The organism is Kitasatospora sp. CM 4170 (assembly GCF_032110285.1).
Classification (GTDB): Bacteria; Actinomycetota; Actinomycetes; order Streptomycetales; family Streptomycetaceae; genus Kitasatospora; species Kitasatospora aburaviensis.
In genome coordinates, this window is the sequence record NZ_CP134877.1 from 4606028 (window position 1) to 4621877 (window position 15850).

Below are 15850 nucleotides of genomic sequence, written 5' to 3' on the forward strand. Positions count from 1 at the left end.
CGGCTCACCCCAGGGCGCTCCAGAACGCGCAGCGGATCCGCGGCAGCGCCGCCGTGCCACCACCGGCTCCCGGGAGCGGAGCCGCGTCGGCCGCCTCGGCCGACCACCCCGGCCGGGCCGCCGTCCCCGGCGAGGCCGCCGTCAGCCGGGCCTGCCCCAGCGGGCCGAACTCCAGCCCGAGCCGGTAGCCGTCCGGGGTCACCGCGGCCAGGCCGGGCAGCGGGCGGCCGGCGTTCACCGAGGTGAGCCTCCAACCCCGGCGCTGCCAGGCGGCCGCCACCATGCCCGGCAGCTCCGGCCGGCGCGCGGGCGAGATGACCGTGACGATGTCCAGGCTGCGGGAGACGTACCAGTGCACGGCCCCGCCGTCCGGGCCGGAGCCGGGCGCGAGCAGCCGCGTGCCCGTCCGGGTGGGCCCGTGCCGCCAGGCCAGTTCGGGCCGGACCGCGTCCAGGGTGTCCCGGAGCAGGCGGTCGCAGCGGGCGGCGGCCTCGGCGCGCTCGGCCTGCCCGCCGTGGACCGGCTCGGCGGCCGGCACGGGGGCCGTCCGCAGCGGCCGCCGCGGAGGGCCGGTGTGGATCTCGACGTTCGCTTCGGCGCCACCTGGCTGCACCGGGACCTCCGTGGTTCTCCCGGCGTTCACCCCCGGGCGGCATGCGGTTCCTTCTGATCCCTGGACGGTCCCGCCCCCGGCGCCAGTTCCACCACCCGCGCAGGCGCGTGACCCGTCCGTCGGCCGGACCCGAGAGTAAACTGCACCGAGTAGTGCAATCAACGATGAAGGAGCGATCTCCGGATGACCCCAGGGACCTCAGGGGCCTCAGCGGCCCCGACCACCCCCGCCACCCCGGCGCCGACCGCGGGCTCCCGCCGGATGCCGGAGAAGCGGCAGGCGATCACCCGCGCCGCGAGCACGGTCTTCGGCCGCGAGGGCTACACCCGCGCCAGCGTGGACGCGATCGCCGCCGAGGCCGGGGTGTCCAAGCGCACCATCTACAACCACTTCGGCGACAAGGAGAAGCTGTTCCTCTCCGTCGCACTGGAGACCGCCGACGAGCTGACCGAGGTCATCGCGGGCCTGGCCGACCGGCACCTGCACAAGATCGTCGACCTGGAGGCCGACCTCACCGCCTTCGCCGTCGACCGCGCCCGAGCCGTCCTGACGGCCGGCGACCACTACGCCCTGGGGCGGACCATCCGCGCCGAGGCCGCGAACATCCCGCCCGACGTCCTGCGGGCCTGGCTGGACGCCGGGCCGCTCGCCTCCCAGCGCGACCTCGCCGCGCACTTCGGCCGGCTCGCCGACCAGGGACTGCTGAACATCGAGGACGCCGCGCTGGCCGCGACCCAGTTCACCCTGCTGACCTTCAGCGGCGCCGCCGACGCCACCTTCTTCGGGGCCGTCCCGATCGCCGAGGAGGACCTGAGGAGCGGCATCACCGCCGGCATCAAGGCCTTCCTGCGCCTCTACGGCTGAAGCCGGGAGGACGGAACCGCACCGCAGCGCTCACGGCGAGGGCCGGCCCCACCCCCGGGGCCGGCCCTCGCCGCACCTCCGGGCCCCGCCGCCCCACCCCTCGACACCCCGGTCCTCACCGCGCCCCAAAGTGCACTGCACGGTGTAGTTGATTCAATAACCTGCACCGTGTAGTTTACTTTCTATCGGCGGAACCCCGCCGAACACCCCGCCCCACCGCTCCGGGAGGACCCGCCATGCCCGCCGTCACCGTCGACACCGCCCGCATCCCCTACCGCATCGTGGGCGACGGCCCCGAGACCCTGCTCCTCGTCCACGGCACCGGCCCCGGCTCCGGCATGTGGGACCACCTGCTGGACGGCTTCACCGACCGCTACACCGTGCTGCTCCCCGAGCTGTCCGGCAGCGAGACCGCCGAGGACGACGGCGCCGAGCTGACCGTCGACACCCTCGCCGCCCAGGTCAACGCCGTCATCGAGGACGCCGGCCGCGGCCCCGTCCACCTGGTCGGCTTCTCGCTGGGTGCGGTCGTCGCCACCGCCGCCGCGGCCCGCCGCCCCGAGCAGGTCCGCCGGCTGGTCGCCGCCGCGGGCTGGATCAACGCGGACGACGAGTACCTGCGCAACATGATGACCGTCTGGCTGGCCATGGCTGGCGACCCGGCCGCCTTCGGCCGCTACGCCACCCTCACCGCGTTCAGCCGCGGCTTCCTCAACCGGATCGGCCGCGAGGCGGTCGAGGCCAACGCCGCCTTCATGCAGCCCACCCCCGGCACCCTGCGGCACATCGCGCTCGACCTCAGCCTGGACATCACCGACCTGCTCCCCCGCGTCCAGGCCCCGACCCTGGTGATCGGCTGCGGCCAGGACGCCACCATCCCGGTGGAGAACACCCGCCGCCTGCACGCGGCCATCGCCGGCAGCGAGTACGCCGAGTTCGACACCGGCCACGTCGTGGTGTTCGAACAGGCCGAGGCCTTCACCAGCACCGTTCGCGACTTCCTCGCCGCGGCGTGAACCCGGCCGCGCGGCACCCCCGGACCGGCGCCGCCGCCGGGCCCCACCACCCGGCGAAGGTTCCGTCGAAAGACCGTCAAGAGCCCGCCGGAAACCCGCCGGAAGCCCGTCGCACAGCCCCGACGCATCTGCGACAAGAGCTGTACATGACCGGGTTAGTGTGCGGGCGTGAGCCTTCATGTCGTCATTGGATTCGGGCCCGCCGGAGCGGCCACCGCTCGGCTGCTGGCCGAACAGGGTCATTCGGTACGGGTCGTCACCAGGTCGGGCCGCAGCCCCGAGCCCGGAATCGAACACGTCGCGGTGGACGCGACCGACACCGAGCGGCTGGTCGCGGCCGCGCAGGGCGCGACCGCCATCCACAGCTGCGCCGCACCGCCCTACCACCGCTGGGCGGACGAGTGGCCGCCGCTCGCCACCTCCCTCTGCACGACGGCCGAGCGGACCGGGGCCGTCCTGGTCATGCTCGGCAACCTCTACGGCTACGGCCCGGTGACCGGCCCGATCACCGAACAGCTGCCGCTCGCGGCCACCGGCACCAAGGGCCGGGTGCGCGCCGCCGTCTGGGAGCAGGCGCGGAGCCTGCACGAACAGGGCCGGATCAACGCGGTCGAGGTGCGGGCCTCCGACTTCTTCGGGCCCGGCGTGACCGACGGCGGCCACCTGGCCGCGCGGGTCGTGCCCCGGCTGCTGAACGGCAAGCCGGTCTCCACGCTCGGGGATCCGGACGCCCCGCACAGCTGGACCTACCTCCCCGACGTCGCCGCCGCCCTGGTCGAGATCGCGGGCGAGGAGCGGGCCTGGGGCCGGGCCTGGCACGTCCCGACCGAACCCCCGCTCTCCACCCGGGAGATGGTCGGCCGCCTCACCGCCGAGGCGGGCACCGGACCGGTGGCCGTCCGCCGGCTGCCGTCGGCCGTCCTCGGCCTCGGCGGGCTCGTCTCCGCGCTGCTGCGCGAACTCAAGGAGATCCGCTACCAGTTCGACGCGCCCTTCGTCGTCGACTCCACCGCCTACCGGGCCGAGTTCGCGGTCCGGGCGACCCCGGTCGCCGAGCAGGTCGAGGCGACCGTGGCGTGGTGGCGACAGCGTCTGGCCGGCGCCCGATGAGCAGCGCGACGGCGAGCGAGGGGGCGGGCGCCGCGGCGCCGCGGCGGGACGACGTCGCGATCGTCGGGATGGCCTGCCGGTTCCCCGGTGCGCGGAACCTGAACCAGTACTGGCGGTTGCTCACCGCCCCGCAGGCGCAGTTCGCCGGCGTCCCGGACAGCCGGTGGCGCGCCGGCGCCTTCCTCAGCGACGACTTCCGTGACGCGTCGTCGGCCTACACCGACCGGATGGCGCTGCTGCCGGACGTGGGCCACTTCGACGCGGCGCACTACGGCATCCCGCCGCGCCGGGCCCGGTCGATGGACCCGCAGCACCGGCTGCTGATCGACCTCGCCCGCGAGGCGCTCCAGGACGCGGGGTGGGAGGCCGAGGGCTTCGACCGCGAGGAGACCTCGGTGATCACCTCGCTCACCGAGAGCGGCTACCGCGACATCAGCGCGATGCGGATCCGGATGCGCCAGCTGGCCGGTGGCGAGTTCGGGGCGCGGGCGACCGATCCCGGGCTGCCCGAGGCGGTCCGCGCGGTCGACGGCCTGCACGGCTCCTCGGTGGCCGGGCTGCTGCTCAACATGGGCCCGAACACCGTCAGTTCGGTCTTCGACCTGCACGGCGAGAGCTACGCACTGGACTCCGCCTGCTCCGGCGGGCTGATGGCCGTGGCCAACGCGGTGTACGCCCTGCGCGCGGGCCGCAGCCGGATCGCCCTCGCGGGCGGCGCCCAGCTGATGCTCACCCCCGACCTCCTGATCGGGCTCTGCCGGATCGGCGCGGTCTCGCGCAGCGGGCGGTGCCTGCCGTTCGGCGCCGAGGCCGACGGCTTCGTGCTCGGTGAGGGCGCCGGGGTCCTGGTGCTGCGGCCACTGGCCGACGCCCTGGCGGCCGGCGACCGGGTCTACGCGGTGATCCGCGGGGTCGGCACGGCCAACGACGGCACCGTGCAGGGCGGTCTGCACCCGCAGGCCGCCGGCCAGCTCCGCGCGCTGCGCCGGGCCTACCGCGACGCCGGCCTGTCCCCGGACTCGGTGGGCTACCTGGAGGCGCACGGCACCGGCACCGCGGTCGGCGACCCGGTCGAGATCGGCGTCCTGCGCGAACTGCGCGGCGACACCGGCGCGCCCGCCTACCTCGGCGCGGTCAAGGCCGTGCTCGGCCACTCGCTCAACGCGGCCGGGATCGCCGGGCTGATCAAGACCGTGCTGGCCGTGCAGCGCGGCGTGGTCCCGCCGCAGCCGGAGTTCGGCCTGGCCGACCGCTCCGCGCTCGACGCCGCGGGGCTGCGCGTCGCGACGGCCCCGAGCGACTGGCCGGCCACCGACGGGCCGCGCCGGGCGGGCGTGAGCGCCTTCGGCTTCGGCGGCACCGGCGTGCACCTGGTGGTGGAGGAGTGCGCCACCGCCCCGGTGCCCGCGGTGCCGGACGGCGAGCCGCAGTTGCTGGTGCTCAGCGGCCGCGACCGGGCCGGGCTGGCCCGCTACGCCCGCGAGCTGGCGGACACCCTGACCGCCGACCGGCCGCCGCTGGCCGCGGTGGCGGACACCCTGGCCCGCCGCACGCCGCTCGCGGAGCGGCTGGCCCTGGTGGCACGGGACACCGAGGACGCCGCCGCCAAGCTGGTCGCGGCCGCCGAGGCCGTGGCGGCGGGCCGGAGCGGGGAGTTCGGGCCCGGGCAGCTGGCCGGCACGGTCGCGGACGGCGAGCCGGCCGAGGCGGCCGTCCCGGCGCCGGGCTCGCTCCCGGCCGAGGCCCGGATCTCCGCGCTGGCCGGACTCGCCGGGCGCGCGGTCACCGGCCCCGGGCTGCGGCCGCTGATGCAGCGCACGCCCCCGAGCACCCTGCCGCCGAGCCCGCTCGCCCCGCGCCACCACTGGGTGGTGGCGGAGGCCGGGCGCGACCTGGCGGAGCCGCCCGCGGCGGCGGGGTCCGCGGCTGCGGCGGCCGGTGCCCCGGTGCGGGCCGCCGACGCCACCGCCGTGGCCATCGTGCTGGAGGAGGTGTCGCGGACCGGCGTCTTCCCGCTCACCGACCTGGAGGGGCGGATGACGCTGGTGGCCGATCTCGGCTTCGACTCCCTGATGCTCCAGGAGCTGGAGGTCAACCTCGGCAAGCGCGTCCCGGGCTTCCGCAGCGAGGAGCTCTACGAGCCCGGCGTCACCGTCGAGGGCCTGTCCGCCCTGGTCGGCCCGCACCTGGTCGGCCCGCACCTGGAGGGTGTGCAGCCGGCCGTGCCGCACGGGGCAGTGCCGCACCCGGCCCGGCCGTACCCCGACCTGCCGTCGGCCGCGGGCGAACCACCGGCCGAGCTGCGGCCGGATCCGCTGCCGGAGCCGCGGCCGCGGCTGATGCGGGTGCCGCAGCCCCGGCGGCCGGAACCGCCGGCGCAGCCGGGCTGGGCGCCGGGAACGGCGAGCGTCGACGACTTCCCCGAGCTGCGACAGTTCGAGGAGCGCCTCGGTGCGATCACCGCGAGCGGCGCGCAGTGGCCGTACTTCCGCGTCCACCAGGGCAACATCCGCGACACCACGGTGATCGGCGGCCGGCCGTACCTGTCCTTCGGCAGCTACAACTACCTGGGCCTGTCCGGCCACCCGGCGGTCAACCGGGCCGTGCACGAGGCGGTGGAGCGGTACGGCACGTCGGTCTCGGCAAGCCGGGTGCTCTCCGGCGAGCGGGACCTGACCGTACGGCTGGAGCGGGCGTTGGCCGGCTTCCTCGGCGTCCAGGACTGCCTGACCCTGGTGAGCGGCCACGCCACCAACGTCACCGCCATCGGGCACCTCGTCGGGCCGGGCGACCTCGTCATCCACGACGCGCTCGCCCACGACAGCATCCTCCAGGGCTGCACGCTCTCCGGGGCCGCACGGCGCCCGTTCGCCCACAACGACACGGGGCAGCTGGAGCACATGCTCCGGCTCAACCGCTCGCGGTTCCGGCGGGTCCTGATCGCCGTCGAGGGCGCGTACAGCATGGACGGCGACCTGGTGGACCTGCCCGCCGTGATCGACCTGAAGAAACGGTACGGCGCCCTGCTGCTGGTCGACGAGGCGCACAGCATCGGGACCGTGGGCGCACGCGGCCGCGGCGTGGGCGAGTTCTTCGGCGTCGACCGGGCCGACGTGGACCTGTGGATGGGCACGCTCTCCAAGGCCTTCGCCAGCTGCGGCGGCTACCTCGGCGGCTCGGCCCGGATGGTCCGGTGGCTGCGGCACACGCTGCCGGGCTTCGTCTACAGCGTGGGTCTCACCCCGGCCAACGCGGCCGCGGCGCTGGCCGCCACCGAGCTGATCACCGCGGAGCCCGACCGGGTCGGCTCCCTGCGGCGCAACGCCGAGCTGTTCCTCGGACTGGCCCGGGCTGCCGGCCTGGCGACGGGATCCAGCGCGGCCACCCCGATCGTGCCGTGCATCCTGGGCGACTCGGCGCACACCCTGCGCGTCGCGGACCGGCTCTTTGCGCGGGGCGTCATCGCCGACCCGATCTTCCACCCCGCCGTGGAGGAAGGGCTCTCCAGACTGCGGTTCTTCGTCACCTGCGAGCACCGCGAGGACGACATCCGCCGCGCCGTGGCGATCCTCGCCGAGGAGGTGGCGGCCGTCCACGTCTGACTGGCCCCGCTCGGGCCGGGTCCGTTCCGGCCCGAGCGGCTTCCGACCGGGGCGAGCTCCGGCCGGGGTACGCCAGGACCGCGGCGAGCTCCGGCCGGGGCGCGTTCAGATCAGCGTGCGCTCCATCCGGCTGAGGACCGTGCTCGGCCCGCCCCCGTCGGCCGGGGTCGCGCTGCTCGGCTCCCCGGCACCGCCCACCCGCTGGGAGAGCAGATAGGCGATGATCTCCGCCTCCTGCTCCTGGACGTCGTCGTAGGTCGCGCGCAGGAGCATGTCCCGCACGAGGTCGGGGTCGAGGTTGGGGAAGAGGAGGCGGGCGGTCGCCTCGTCCAGCCAACCGGCCCCGCGGTGGCAGCAGATGATGTGACCCAGCTCGTGCAAGATGATGTGCTCCTGATGCGTGCTGGTCGTGTTGGCGTCGTAGAAGATGAGGTCTTCGTCGCGTGCGGCGACCCACATGCCGCACGGGTGCGAGGCCGGCATGTGCATGGGGACCAGCGTGATCGGGCGTTCGCGGATCTCCCCGAGGTAGTGGCAGAGTTCGGCCACGTCGGCCACCTCGGGGAGGCCGAGCTCGGCGATCTTCTTGGCGCCCGCCTTCCGGAGCCGCTTGAGCTGACTGCGGCGGTCCTGACCCGCCCCCGAGGCCTTCCTGCCGGCCCTCACTCGGGGTTCGAGGGGTCCGTGACGGGCGGCAGGCCCTGCAGCTGGCGGTACTGGTCCATGATGGCCGTGATGGCCTGGAGGTTCTCCTTCTTCATGCCGGCGGCCCGCATCGCCACCGCGCGGACCCCCGCCTGCCGCAGCGCCTCGATGGCGGCGACCTGGCTGAGCACCGACTCGGCGACCTGCTCGTCGAAGAAGTACGCGACCGAGACCCCGAAGAACTTCGCCAGGGCGGCCAGGAGGTCGGGTGAAGGGTTGGAGCGCTTGCCCGTCCGAAGCTGCGACAGATAGACACCCCCGACCTTGAGTTCGGGGTTGACCCGCTTCAGCTCCTCCGCCACCTCGGCGTTGGTCCAGTGCCGGCCCTTGGGCCGAACCGTTCTGAAGAGGTCGTCCAGACGCACCGCCAACACGGGCCGGTCGTCGGTCTCGGACATTGCGATTCTCCCCCCGTCACCTCCCAGTATTGCTCTCAGCTATCCGTCAGTTTCGCAGATTAGCCGCTAGTTGACAATCAGCCGAGACTCCGCCAACGTGGACCTCGCAGATAGCTGCCAGTTAACTTTGCTCACGGGGGTAGCCGAGTTGGCTGCGGCCTGCCACCTGGTCCGACCCTCGGGGGACGGGCCGGACCAGGTACGGCCCGGCGGGGGAGACGTCCTCGCCGGGCCGGCAAGGACGAGCGGCCGATCCACCGGGGGGAACGGGGGACGGAGAGGCCGGTCGGGGGGTGGGGCGGTCGACCCGCGGGGGATGCGGGGAAGCCGCCGGAACGGGGGCAACAAAGAAGAAACCCGCCCGGTCTGACGGGGGTTCAGGCCGGGCGGGAGCTCTATCGTTCCGCGGTGCGGAGTCTACTGTAGGCGGACGCGACCTTGGTGAGCCAGGCCACTTCCGCGGTGAAACTGACGGTGTCCCGGTCCTCGAAGTCGCCCGCGTCCTTGTTGTCGGCGGGGATGGTGCCGGTGCTCTTCGCCCGCAGCGCCTGGCGGATCTGGGCCGCCTCGGCGAGGGCCTGCCGGGCCTCCTCGGTCGTGCCCGCGCCGGAGCGGTCGGCACCGCCCGCCGCACGGTCGATGTAGGGCCGCAACTCCCGCCAGCCGTCGCGTATTTCGACCACCCTCCGGTGCAGCCGGTAGTTGAGGTCGGAGACCGAGGCCCCCGGCCGCGGCGGCTCCAGGGCGATGTCCGGCGAGGACTCGTAGAGGTCCCGCCAGAGCGGGTAGAGCGCCCGGTAGGACCGGTAACTCCGAGCCCACTCCAGCAGCTTGGCGGCCGACGCCCCCCAGGAGGTGATGGTCAGGCCGAGCGAGAGGGTGACGATGCCCAGCGCGCTGAAGACGTTGGAGGCGAGCTGCCAGACGCCGATGTCCACCCCCGCCGCGGAGGTGAGGATGTTGACCGTCCGCGCCGTGCAGTAGAGGAACAGGATCACCGTGGCGACGGAGAGCGTCTGCAGGGCCTGCCGCAGCGAGGCGTTGTCGGTCATCCGGGCGTACGGGCCGCACTGCAGGAAGATGGTGACGCACGGAACCGCCTGGGAGACGATGAACACCAGGAGGTAGGTCAGCACCAGCGGCTGGCCGCTGCCGGTGTTGAAGTCCGTGGCCGGCCGCCGGGTGCCGTCGGCGACCAGGAAGAGCACCACCAGCAGCACGTTGAGGGCGATGCCGGTGATCACCCAGTAGCGGGTCTTCCGGGCCGCCTCCTCGGCGACCGTCTCCGCCCACCCCAGCAGGATGATCTGCGCGCAGACGCAGTAGGCGACCGCCGACAGGTGCATCAGCAGGATCGCGAGGTTGCCGACGCCGAGGAAGCTCCCGCTCCCCATGGCGACGGCACCCATCGTGAAGGTGAGGCACTGCAGCAGCAGCGTGATCACCAGGACGCGGTAGCCGGCGTCCCGCCAGCTGCGCCGGACCTGGCCCAACCGGTAGGCGAGCGCGGCGTAGGAGGAGAGCGCCGCGATGACGAAACAGAGGGTTCTAGTGGTATTCACGGCCTGATTCCCCGCCACTGCCGCACCCGCGGCCGACGGACGGTCTAGTCGTTGTGGTCGCCCAGCGGCACGTCGAGCCCGATGCTCTCGGCCGCCACGGCGATGGCGAAGTCGAAGAACGCCGGTTCGTCCCGGACGCTGTCGTGGGTGCGGCTGAAGACCTGGAACACCAGGAGCCCGATGAGGTTGCTCCACAGCACGATGCCGCGCTCGATGACGTCCGCGAACGGAGCCCCGGGCGCGCCCCCGAAGAGCTGCACGGCCTCCGGCAGCAGCAGCGACGGCCCGGGCAGCGGGCGGCGCGGCGGGGTGAGCTCACCGGCCTCCAGCGCCGAGCGCACGATGCCGGCCATCACCGCGGGGGTCCGCGCGGCGGCCGGGACGGTGTCCTGCGGCGCGTGGTACCCCGGCACGGGCGAGCCGTAGATCAGCGTGAACTCACCGGTGTTCGCGAAGGACCACTCGCGCAGTGCCCGGGTGACCGCGAGGAACCGCGCACCCGACGACGCGCCCGCCTCCCGGGCGGCCAGGTCGGCCCGCTCCATCGCGGCGGCCGACTCGTTGTAGGCGTCGATGATCAGCGCGGTCAGCAGATCGTCCCGCTCCGGGAAGACGGCCGACACCTCGGCGACGGCGAACCCGCCCGCTCTGGCAACGCCGTCGAGGGAAAGCCCCCCGGCCCCCAGTTTCACGAGCAGTTCACGCGCACTGGCCTTGATGGCCGCCGTCAGCCCGTCCTGGTCGGCGACGCTTGCTCCGGAAACATCCATGGGCCAAACCGTACCCGGCGGTCGGCTCCCCCATAAGGCCGACGGCGAAGGCGCCCCGACCGCCCGCTGTGATCCCGGCCACCGGCCCGCCCGGCCGTCCGCGGGGCCTGCACCGCCCCGGCAAAAGCAGAAGCCGCAGGTCGGTGACCTGCGGCTTTGCCGTACGGAGCGGGCGACGAGAATCGAACTCGCGCTCTAAGCTTGGGAAGCTCATGTTCTACCATTAAACTACGCCCGCCTGACGAGCCGTCAGAGACCGCTCAATCCGCTCTCACTGTACCCCATCCGTGACGCCGGTTGCACAGGTGACGGGGGGGCCGTGGCGGAGCCGCCCGGAGCGGGGCGGGAGGCGTACTGTGTGGCCCGCGTGAGAGCGCGCCGGCGGGTGGGGTGCGGGGCGGCGAGCCGCGGTGTGGAATGTCCGGAACATCCCCTAATGTGACGCTGTCCCGAGGGGCCTCCGCCGTTCGGGGCGCGATGAGTACGGGTGAGTACTGGGGTAAGGATGGGAAGGGGACCGATGGAGCAGCGCGCCGTCGTTCGTTGTGCCGAGGGGCACCTGTTCAGCACCACCACGTTCCCGATGCAGAACCTCGGACCCGGCCGGCTGGGGCCCGGCCGGCTGATCCGCTGTCCGCAGTGCGGACGGCTGCGGAGCTCGGTGCTGGCGGACGCGCGGGAGCTGTCCGAACCGCAACTGGCCCGCGCGATGCGGCTGGAGGCGGCGGAGTTCCTGGCCTGACCGGGGCGAGGACGGAACAGTGGTGACGGGCGCGGCCCCGGGCGATTCGTCCGGGGCCGCGCTCTGCACGTAACCTCGAAGCGTGCTGCTCTCTGACAAGGACATCCGGGCCGAGATCGACAAGGGCCGGGTCGTGATCGACCCGTTCGACCCCGCGATGATCCAGCCCTCCAGTATCGATGTGCGACTGGACCGCTTCTTCCGGGTCTTCGAGAACCACCGCTACCCGCACATCGACCCCTCCGAGGAGCAGCCGGACCTCACCCGGCTGGTCGAGCCGGAGGGCGACGACGCCTTCATCCTGCACCCGGGCGAGTTCGTGCTGGCCTCGACCTACGAGGTCATCACGCTGCCCGAGGACGTCGCCTCGCGGCTGGAGGGCAAGTCCAGCCTCGGCCGGCTCGGCCTGCTGACGCACTCCACGGCCGGCTTCATCGACCCGGGCTTCAGCGGCCACGTCACGCTGGAGCTGTCGAACGTCGCGACGCTGCCGATCAAGCTGTACCCGGGGATGAAGATCGGGCAGCTCTGCCTGTTCCGGCTCTCCTCGCCGTCGGAGCACCCGTACGGCTCCGAGCGGTACGGCTCGCGCTACCAGGGCCAGCGCGGCCCGACGCCGTCCCGCTCCTTCCTGAACTTCCACCGCACCCGGATCTGATCACCGCGGCACCCGGCGGCCTCCGGGCCCGACCGCGGCAGAGCGCACGCACAGCGGGCGGCCGTCCCTCCCTCGTGAGGGGCGGCCGCCCGCAGCCGTGTCCGGGGCGCTGCTGGGCGCACGCGGGCCCCACCCGGGCCGCGCGCGCCCCGAGGCCCCCGTGCAGGGGCCTCCGCGGGCGCCTCAGGCCCGCTTGGGCCGGGTGACGGCGACCAGCTCGCTGCCGTCCTCGGAGAGCCGCAGCTCGGTGCGGAGCTCGGCCAGCTCGCCGAGGTGGTGCAGGTGGGTGCCGCCGCAGAAGATCTGCGCCGCGCCCTCCGGCAGCTCGCAGTGCCACTGGCGGCGGGCGGTGAGCTCCGGGCCGGGGACGTCGATGCGGACCGGGGCGTCGGCGGCGACCCAGGTGGCCAGCCGGCCGTTCACGGCCTCGGTGAGGGCCGGCAGGGCGTCGGCCAGGGCCGGGAACTCCTCGGTGGCGTCCACCGTGAAGCCCTTCTTCTTCAGCGACTTGCCGAGCCGGTAGGTGTCGGTGCTCGCCTCGGTGTCCATCACCGAGCTCGCCATGGCGAGGCTGTCGAAGTCCGGGTGGCCGAAGGCGTCGGCCCGGCCCGGGTCCTTGCGCCAGCGCGGGGCGAGGGCCTCGTTCAGGGCCAGGGCCAGCAGGTGGCAGCCGCTGTGCGAGGCGGACAGGGCACCCCGGCGGTCGGCGTCGACGGCCAGCGCGGCGGTGCGCCCGACGATGTCGCCGGGGTCGGCGGCCAGGACGTGCAGGACCAGCCAGGACCACTCCTCGTCGCCGCGGCGGACCGGGATGTCGGCGCCGACCAGCGGGGCGCCGCCGTCCGGGCCGACGGCGCCGGTCAGGCAGTCCACCACGGCCAGCTCGGTGCCGTCGACGGTGAGGGTGCCGAGGTCGGCCGGCTGGTCGGGCCAGGTGTGGTCGAGCGGGTGGAACGGGGTCGCCCCGGTGACGACCGCGAACCGGCCGCCGTCCAGCGGGTGCACCGCGAGCACCGGGGACTCGCCGGTCACCGCCCCGGCCGGGAAGCTGACGTGGGTGGTGGGGAGGGTCATGCCTGGCTCCGTGCGGGTGAGGGTGGGCGGAAGCGGAACGGGCCCCGCAGGCGGGGCCCGTCGACCATTCTCCCCCGGGCCCCGGTGGGTGGCCGGGAGCGGGCTCAGCCCAGTGTCGGCAGCTTGATCAGCACCAGCAGCGCGGCGAGCTGCAGTGCGGCCGCGCCGGCCGCCTTGCCCCAGGGCAGGTCGTGCACCCGGCGGACCATCGTGGTCAGCAGGACGGCGCAGAACAGCCAGCTGGCCCAGCCGACCGCCTGGACGACGACGTTGTCGGACGGCAGCACCAGGGCCAGCAGCAGCCGCGGCGCGTCCGTCGTCCAGCCGATCAGCACGGCCAGGCCGACCGTCGACTTCCACGGGCCGTCCCCGCCGAACTGGCGGGCCAGCGTGTAGGTGACCGCGCCGAGGGTGGCGCCGGCCAGGGTGAAGCCGATCGCGGCGGCCAGCATCGAGGTGAGCGCGACGGCGAAGGTCGAGTTGAAGACGTCGTCGCGGGTCATGCCGATGCCGAGCACGGCCAGGGCGCCGTAGATCAGCGAGACGGTCAGCGCGGGCAGCCAGACCTGGTGGTCGCGGGTGCGGTCGAAGGTCGCGGCGGGGCTGCGGAAGATGCCGACCAGCAGCTCGCGCCAGGTCGGGCGCGGCCCGGTGGCGTGCGGGGCGGACTGCCCGCCGGCCCGGTAGACGGCGACGTTGTCCTGACCGTAGCCCTGCTCCTGGCCGTAGCCCTGCTCCTGGCCGTACGCCGGGCCGTGGCCCTGGTCCGGGCCGTAGCCGTACGGCCCCGGCCCGTACTCCCCGCCGTACTCGGCCCCGTACCCCTCGCCGTACTGCGGCGGGTACCCCTGGTCGGGGTACGGGTACGGCGGCTCGCCCGCGTAGGGGTCGCTGCCGACCGGGAAGGCCCGGGTGTGGCCGGGCCGGTCGGCGGCGTACGGGTCGGGCCCCCCGGGCGGGCCCGCCGGCGCCCCGCCGGCCGGGCCGCCGGGCGCGGAGCCGGGCGCACCCCGGTGCGGGGCGGTGAAGTACTCCGGCCCGTCCGTCTGCCCGTACCCACCGGGTGCACCCGCCGAGGGCGGAGGGGCCGACCACCCGCCACGGGGATCGGCGCCCTGACCGCTGTCGTATCGATTACCAGCCACGCTCCGAAGGTACCCGTCCGGCTGACTCCGCGTCGGCCGGGAACCGGGCCGGGGCAGCTTTGCAGCGAGCCTGTGACGGCCGCCGGGGGCCCGCCGCCGGCGCCGCGCCCGCGGACGGGCCGGGCCCGGTCGGGGCTCAGCGCTGCGCGGAGACCTTCGGGCCGTGCACCGCCGCGGCCGCCGAGGTGCCCGCCGGGCAGCCGCCCGGACCGGCCGAGGTGCGGACGGCACCGACCGGCAGCAGCGTGCCGCAGGCGATCCGGATGCCGCTCGGCAGCTCGTTGTCCGCCTCCACGATCGCGCCGTCGCCGATGACCGCGCCGTCCAGCGCGGTCCGGTCGCCGATGGCGGCGTAGGCGCCCACGATCGAGTCCTTGACCAGGCTGTCCGGGCCGATCACCGCGCCCGGCAGGATCACGCTGCCCTCGACGATCGCGCCGGCCTCGACGACCGCGCCCTCGGAGATCACCGTGCCGCCGCTGAGCACCGCGCCCGGGTGGACGGTCGAGCCGGGCAGCAGCAGGGCGTCGCCGGTCGGGCCGGGGACGGCCGGGGAGTCGACCTTGCCGAGCACCAGGTCGGCCGAGCCGCGGACGAAGGCCGCCGGGGTGCCGAGGTCCAGCCAGTACGAGGTGTCCACCACGCCGCGCAGCAGCGCGCCGGTGGCCAGCAGCTCGGGGAAGGTCTCGCGCTCGACGGAGACCTCCCGGCCGGCCGGGATGCGGTCGATCACGGAGCGGGTGAAGACGTAGCAGCCGGCGTTGATCTGGTCGGTGACGATCTGCTCCGGCGTCTCCGGCTTCTCCAGGAACTCCAGCACCCGCCCGTTCTCGTCGGTGGGGACGAGCCCGAAGGCGCGCGGGTCCTCGACCCGGGTGAGGTGCAGGGTGACGTCGGCCCCGGCGGCCACGTGGCCGTCGCGCAGGGCGGCGATGTCCACGCCAGAGAGGATGTCGCCGTTGAAGACCAGGACCGGCTCGTCGGGGCCGCAGGTGAGCCCGGAGGCGGCGTTGCGGATCGCGCCGCCGGTGCCGAGGGGCTCGCGCTCGGTGAGGTAGACCAGCTCGATCCCGTACGGGGTGCCGTCCTGGAAGTGGTCCTCGAAGACCTCGGCGAGGTAGGAGGTGGCGAGCACCACGCGGGTGACCCCGGCCGCGGCCGCGCGGGCCAACTGGTGCGCGATGAACGGAACGCCTGCCACCGGCAGCATGGGCTTGGGGGTGTGGGTGGTGAGCGGGCGCAGTCGCGTGCCCTTACCACCGACCAGCATGATCGCCTCGGTCATGGTCTGCGCTGTTCCCCTTGTGGTCTCTGCGGCCCGGCCCGGCGGGCCGATACCTCCGTCAGTGGTCAGGTCACCCGCCCGGTGGGCCGGAACGGGGCGACCGGCACGGGGCCGGTCAGGCGCCTACTGTATTTCCTTCCAACGCGGGCGCGGTCAGGCGGCCGTGCCATTGGCAGCGGCCCCTCACGGGTCCCGCCCTCCGCGGGCGTGCGCCGAGGGCGCCCCCGCGGGCCCAAAAGCCCGGCCCGGCGGGCGCTCTCGCGGCGTCCACCGGGCCGGGCAGTTGTAGCAGAACTGTCGAACAGG

Annotated in this window: 13 protein-coding genes, 1 tRNA gene and 1 pseudogene; 6 read left to right on the forward strand and 9 right to left on the reverse strand. The window is 74.2% G+C overall.

Annotation, left to right across the window (positions count from 1 at the left end; all coding sequences use genetic code 11):
• Positions 1 to 4: 4 nt before the first annotated feature.
• Positions 5 to 613, reverse strand: coding sequence for a hypothetical protein (locus tag RMN57_RS19515; protein WP_313764631.1), 609 nt, complete (start codon positions 611 to 613; stop codon positions 5 to 7).
• Between the two features lie 183 nt (positions 614 to 796).
• Here RMN57_RS19515 and RMN57_RS19520 point away from each other — a divergent pair, with 183 nt between their 5' ends.
• The 4 genes from RMN57_RS19520 to RMN57_RS19535 all read left to right on the forward strand — a co-directional run bounded on the left by RMN57_RS19520 (position 797) and on the right by RMN57_RS19535 (position 7205).
• Positions 797 to 1477: a TetR/AcrR family transcriptional regulator gene (locus tag RMN57_RS19520; protein ID WP_313764632.1), complete on the forward strand. Its 681-nt coding sequence runs from the start codon at positions 797 to 799 to the stop codon at positions 1475 to 1477.
• A gap of 236 nt (positions 1478 to 1713) precedes the next feature.
• The gene (locus RMN57_RS19525; protein WP_313764633.1) at positions 1714 to 2493 is read left to right on the forward strand and encodes an alpha/beta hydrolase; all 780 of its coding nucleotides are present in this window, start codon (positions 1714 to 1716) and stop codon (positions 2491 to 2493) included.
• Positions 2494 to 2661: 168 nt separating this feature from the next.
• Positions 2662 to 3603: an NAD-dependent epimerase/dehydratase family protein gene (locus RMN57_RS19530; protein ID WP_313764634.1), complete on the forward strand. Its 942-nt coding sequence runs from the start codon at positions 2662 to 2664 to the stop codon at positions 3601 to 3603.
• Complete coding sequence (locus RMN57_RS19535) at positions 3600 to 7205, forward strand: aminotransferase class I/II-fold pyridoxal phosphate-dependent enzyme (protein WP_313764635.1); 3606 nt, start codon at positions 3600 to 3602, stop codon at positions 7203 to 7205. The genes RMN57_RS19530 and RMN57_RS19535 overlap by 4 nt, the downstream gene beginning before the upstream one ends.
• Positions 7206 to 7310: 105 nt before the next feature.
• Here the strand turns inward: RMN57_RS19535 and RMN57_RS19540 are convergent, their stop codons facing one another.
• From RMN57_RS19540 to RMN57_RS19560, 5 genes are all read right to left on the reverse strand, one after another.
• Entirely contained in the window at positions 7311 to 7871 is a 561-nt protein-coding gene (locus RMN57_RS19540) for a toxin (protein WP_313764636.1), read from the reverse strand.
• Complete coding sequence (locus RMN57_RS19545; RefSeq protein WP_313764637.1) at positions 7868 to 8308, reverse strand: helix-turn-helix domain-containing protein; 441 nt, start codon at positions 8306 to 8308, stop codon at positions 7868 to 7870. The genes RMN57_RS19540 and RMN57_RS19545 overlap by 4 nt, the downstream gene beginning before the upstream one ends.
• A 395-nt stretch (positions 8309 to 8703) precedes the next feature.
• Positions 8704 to 9870: an MAB_1171c family putative transporter gene (locus tag RMN57_RS19550; RefSeq protein WP_313764638.1), complete on the reverse strand. Its 1167-nt coding sequence runs from the start codon at positions 9868 to 9870 to the stop codon at positions 8704 to 8706.
• A gap of 44 nt (positions 9871 to 9914) precedes the next feature.
• Entirely contained in the window at positions 9915 to 10640 is a 726-nt protein-coding gene (locus tag RMN57_RS19555) for a WHG domain-containing protein (protein ID WP_313764639.1), read from the reverse strand.
• Between the two features lie 167 nt (positions 10641 to 10807).
• Positions 10808 to 10878 (reverse strand) — tRNA-Gly (locus RMN57_RS19560).
• Between the two features lie 282 nt (positions 10879 to 11160).
• Between RMN57_RS19560 and RMN57_RS19565 the strand changes: the two genes are divergently transcribed.
• Positions 11161 to 11382 carry a hypothetical protein gene (locus tag RMN57_RS19565; protein ID WP_238860297.1) on the forward strand — a complete coding sequence of 74 codons (222 nt, stop codon included), beginning with the start codon at positions 11161 to 11163 and terminating at the stop codon, positions 11380 to 11382.
• 82 nt (positions 11383 to 11464) lie between these two features.
• The gene (dcd, locus tag RMN57_RS19570; RefSeq protein WP_313764640.1) at positions 11465 to 12040 is read left to right on the forward strand and encodes a dCTP deaminase; all 576 of its coding nucleotides are present in this window, start codon (positions 11465 to 11467) and stop codon (positions 12038 to 12040) included.
• A gap of 183 nt (positions 12041 to 12223) precedes the next feature.
• Here dcd and RMN57_RS19575 read toward each other — a convergent pair whose 3' ends face one another.
• The 3 genes and pseudogenes from RMN57_RS19575 to RMN57_RS19585 form a co-directional block, all read right to left on the reverse strand.
• Positions 12224 to 13114, reverse strand: a complete 891-nt coding sequence (locus RMN57_RS19575) for a metal-dependent hydrolase (RefSeq protein WP_313764641.1) — start codon at positions 13112 to 13114, stop codon at positions 12224 to 12226.
• Positions 13115 to 13218: 104 nt separating this feature from the next.
• The gene (locus RMN57_RS19580) at positions 13219 to 14259 is read right to left on the reverse strand and encodes a Yip1 family protein (protein WP_313764642.1); all 1041 of its coding nucleotides are present in this window, start codon (positions 14257 to 14259) and stop codon (positions 13219 to 13221) included.
• A 211-nt stretch (positions 14260 to 14470) separates the two neighbouring features.
• A pseudogene (locus tag RMN57_RS19585) lies at positions 14471 to 15544 on the reverse strand (sugar phosphate nucleotidyltransferase); the annotation flags it as partial.
• Positions 15545 to 15850: the final 306 nt, after the last annotated feature.

Excerpts from the sequence above, each read along its gene's own strand:
- RMN57_RS19555 (WP_313764639.1), bottom strand. The coding sequence starts at position 10,640 with ATGGATGTTTCCGGAGCAAGCGTCGCCGACCAGGACGGGCTGACGGCG.
- RMN57_RS19520 (WP_313764632.1), top strand. The coding sequence starts at position 797 with ATGACCCCAGGGACCTCAGGGGCCTCAGCGGCCCCGACCACCCCCGCC.
- RMN57_RS19535 (WP_313764635.1), top strand. The coding sequence starts at position 3,600 with ATGAGCAGCGCGACGGCGAGCGAGGGGGCGGGCGCCGCGGCGCCGCGG.
- RMN57_RS19565 (WP_238860297.1), top strand. The coding sequence starts at position 11,161 with ATGGAGCAGCGCGCCGTCGTTCGTTGTGCCGAGGGGCACCTGTTCAGC.
- RMN57_RS19525 (WP_313764633.1), top strand. The coding sequence starts at position 1,714 with ATGCCCGCCGTCACCGTCGACACCGCCCGCATCCCCTACCGCATCGTG.
- RMN57_RS19575 (WP_313764641.1), bottom strand. The coding sequence starts at position 13,114 with ATGACCCTCCCCACCACCCACGTCAGCTTCCCGGCCGGGGCGGTGACC.
- RMN57_RS19545 (WP_313764637.1), bottom strand. The coding sequence starts at position 8,308 with ATGTCCGAGACCGACGACCGGCCCGTGTTGGCGGTGCGTCTGGACGAC.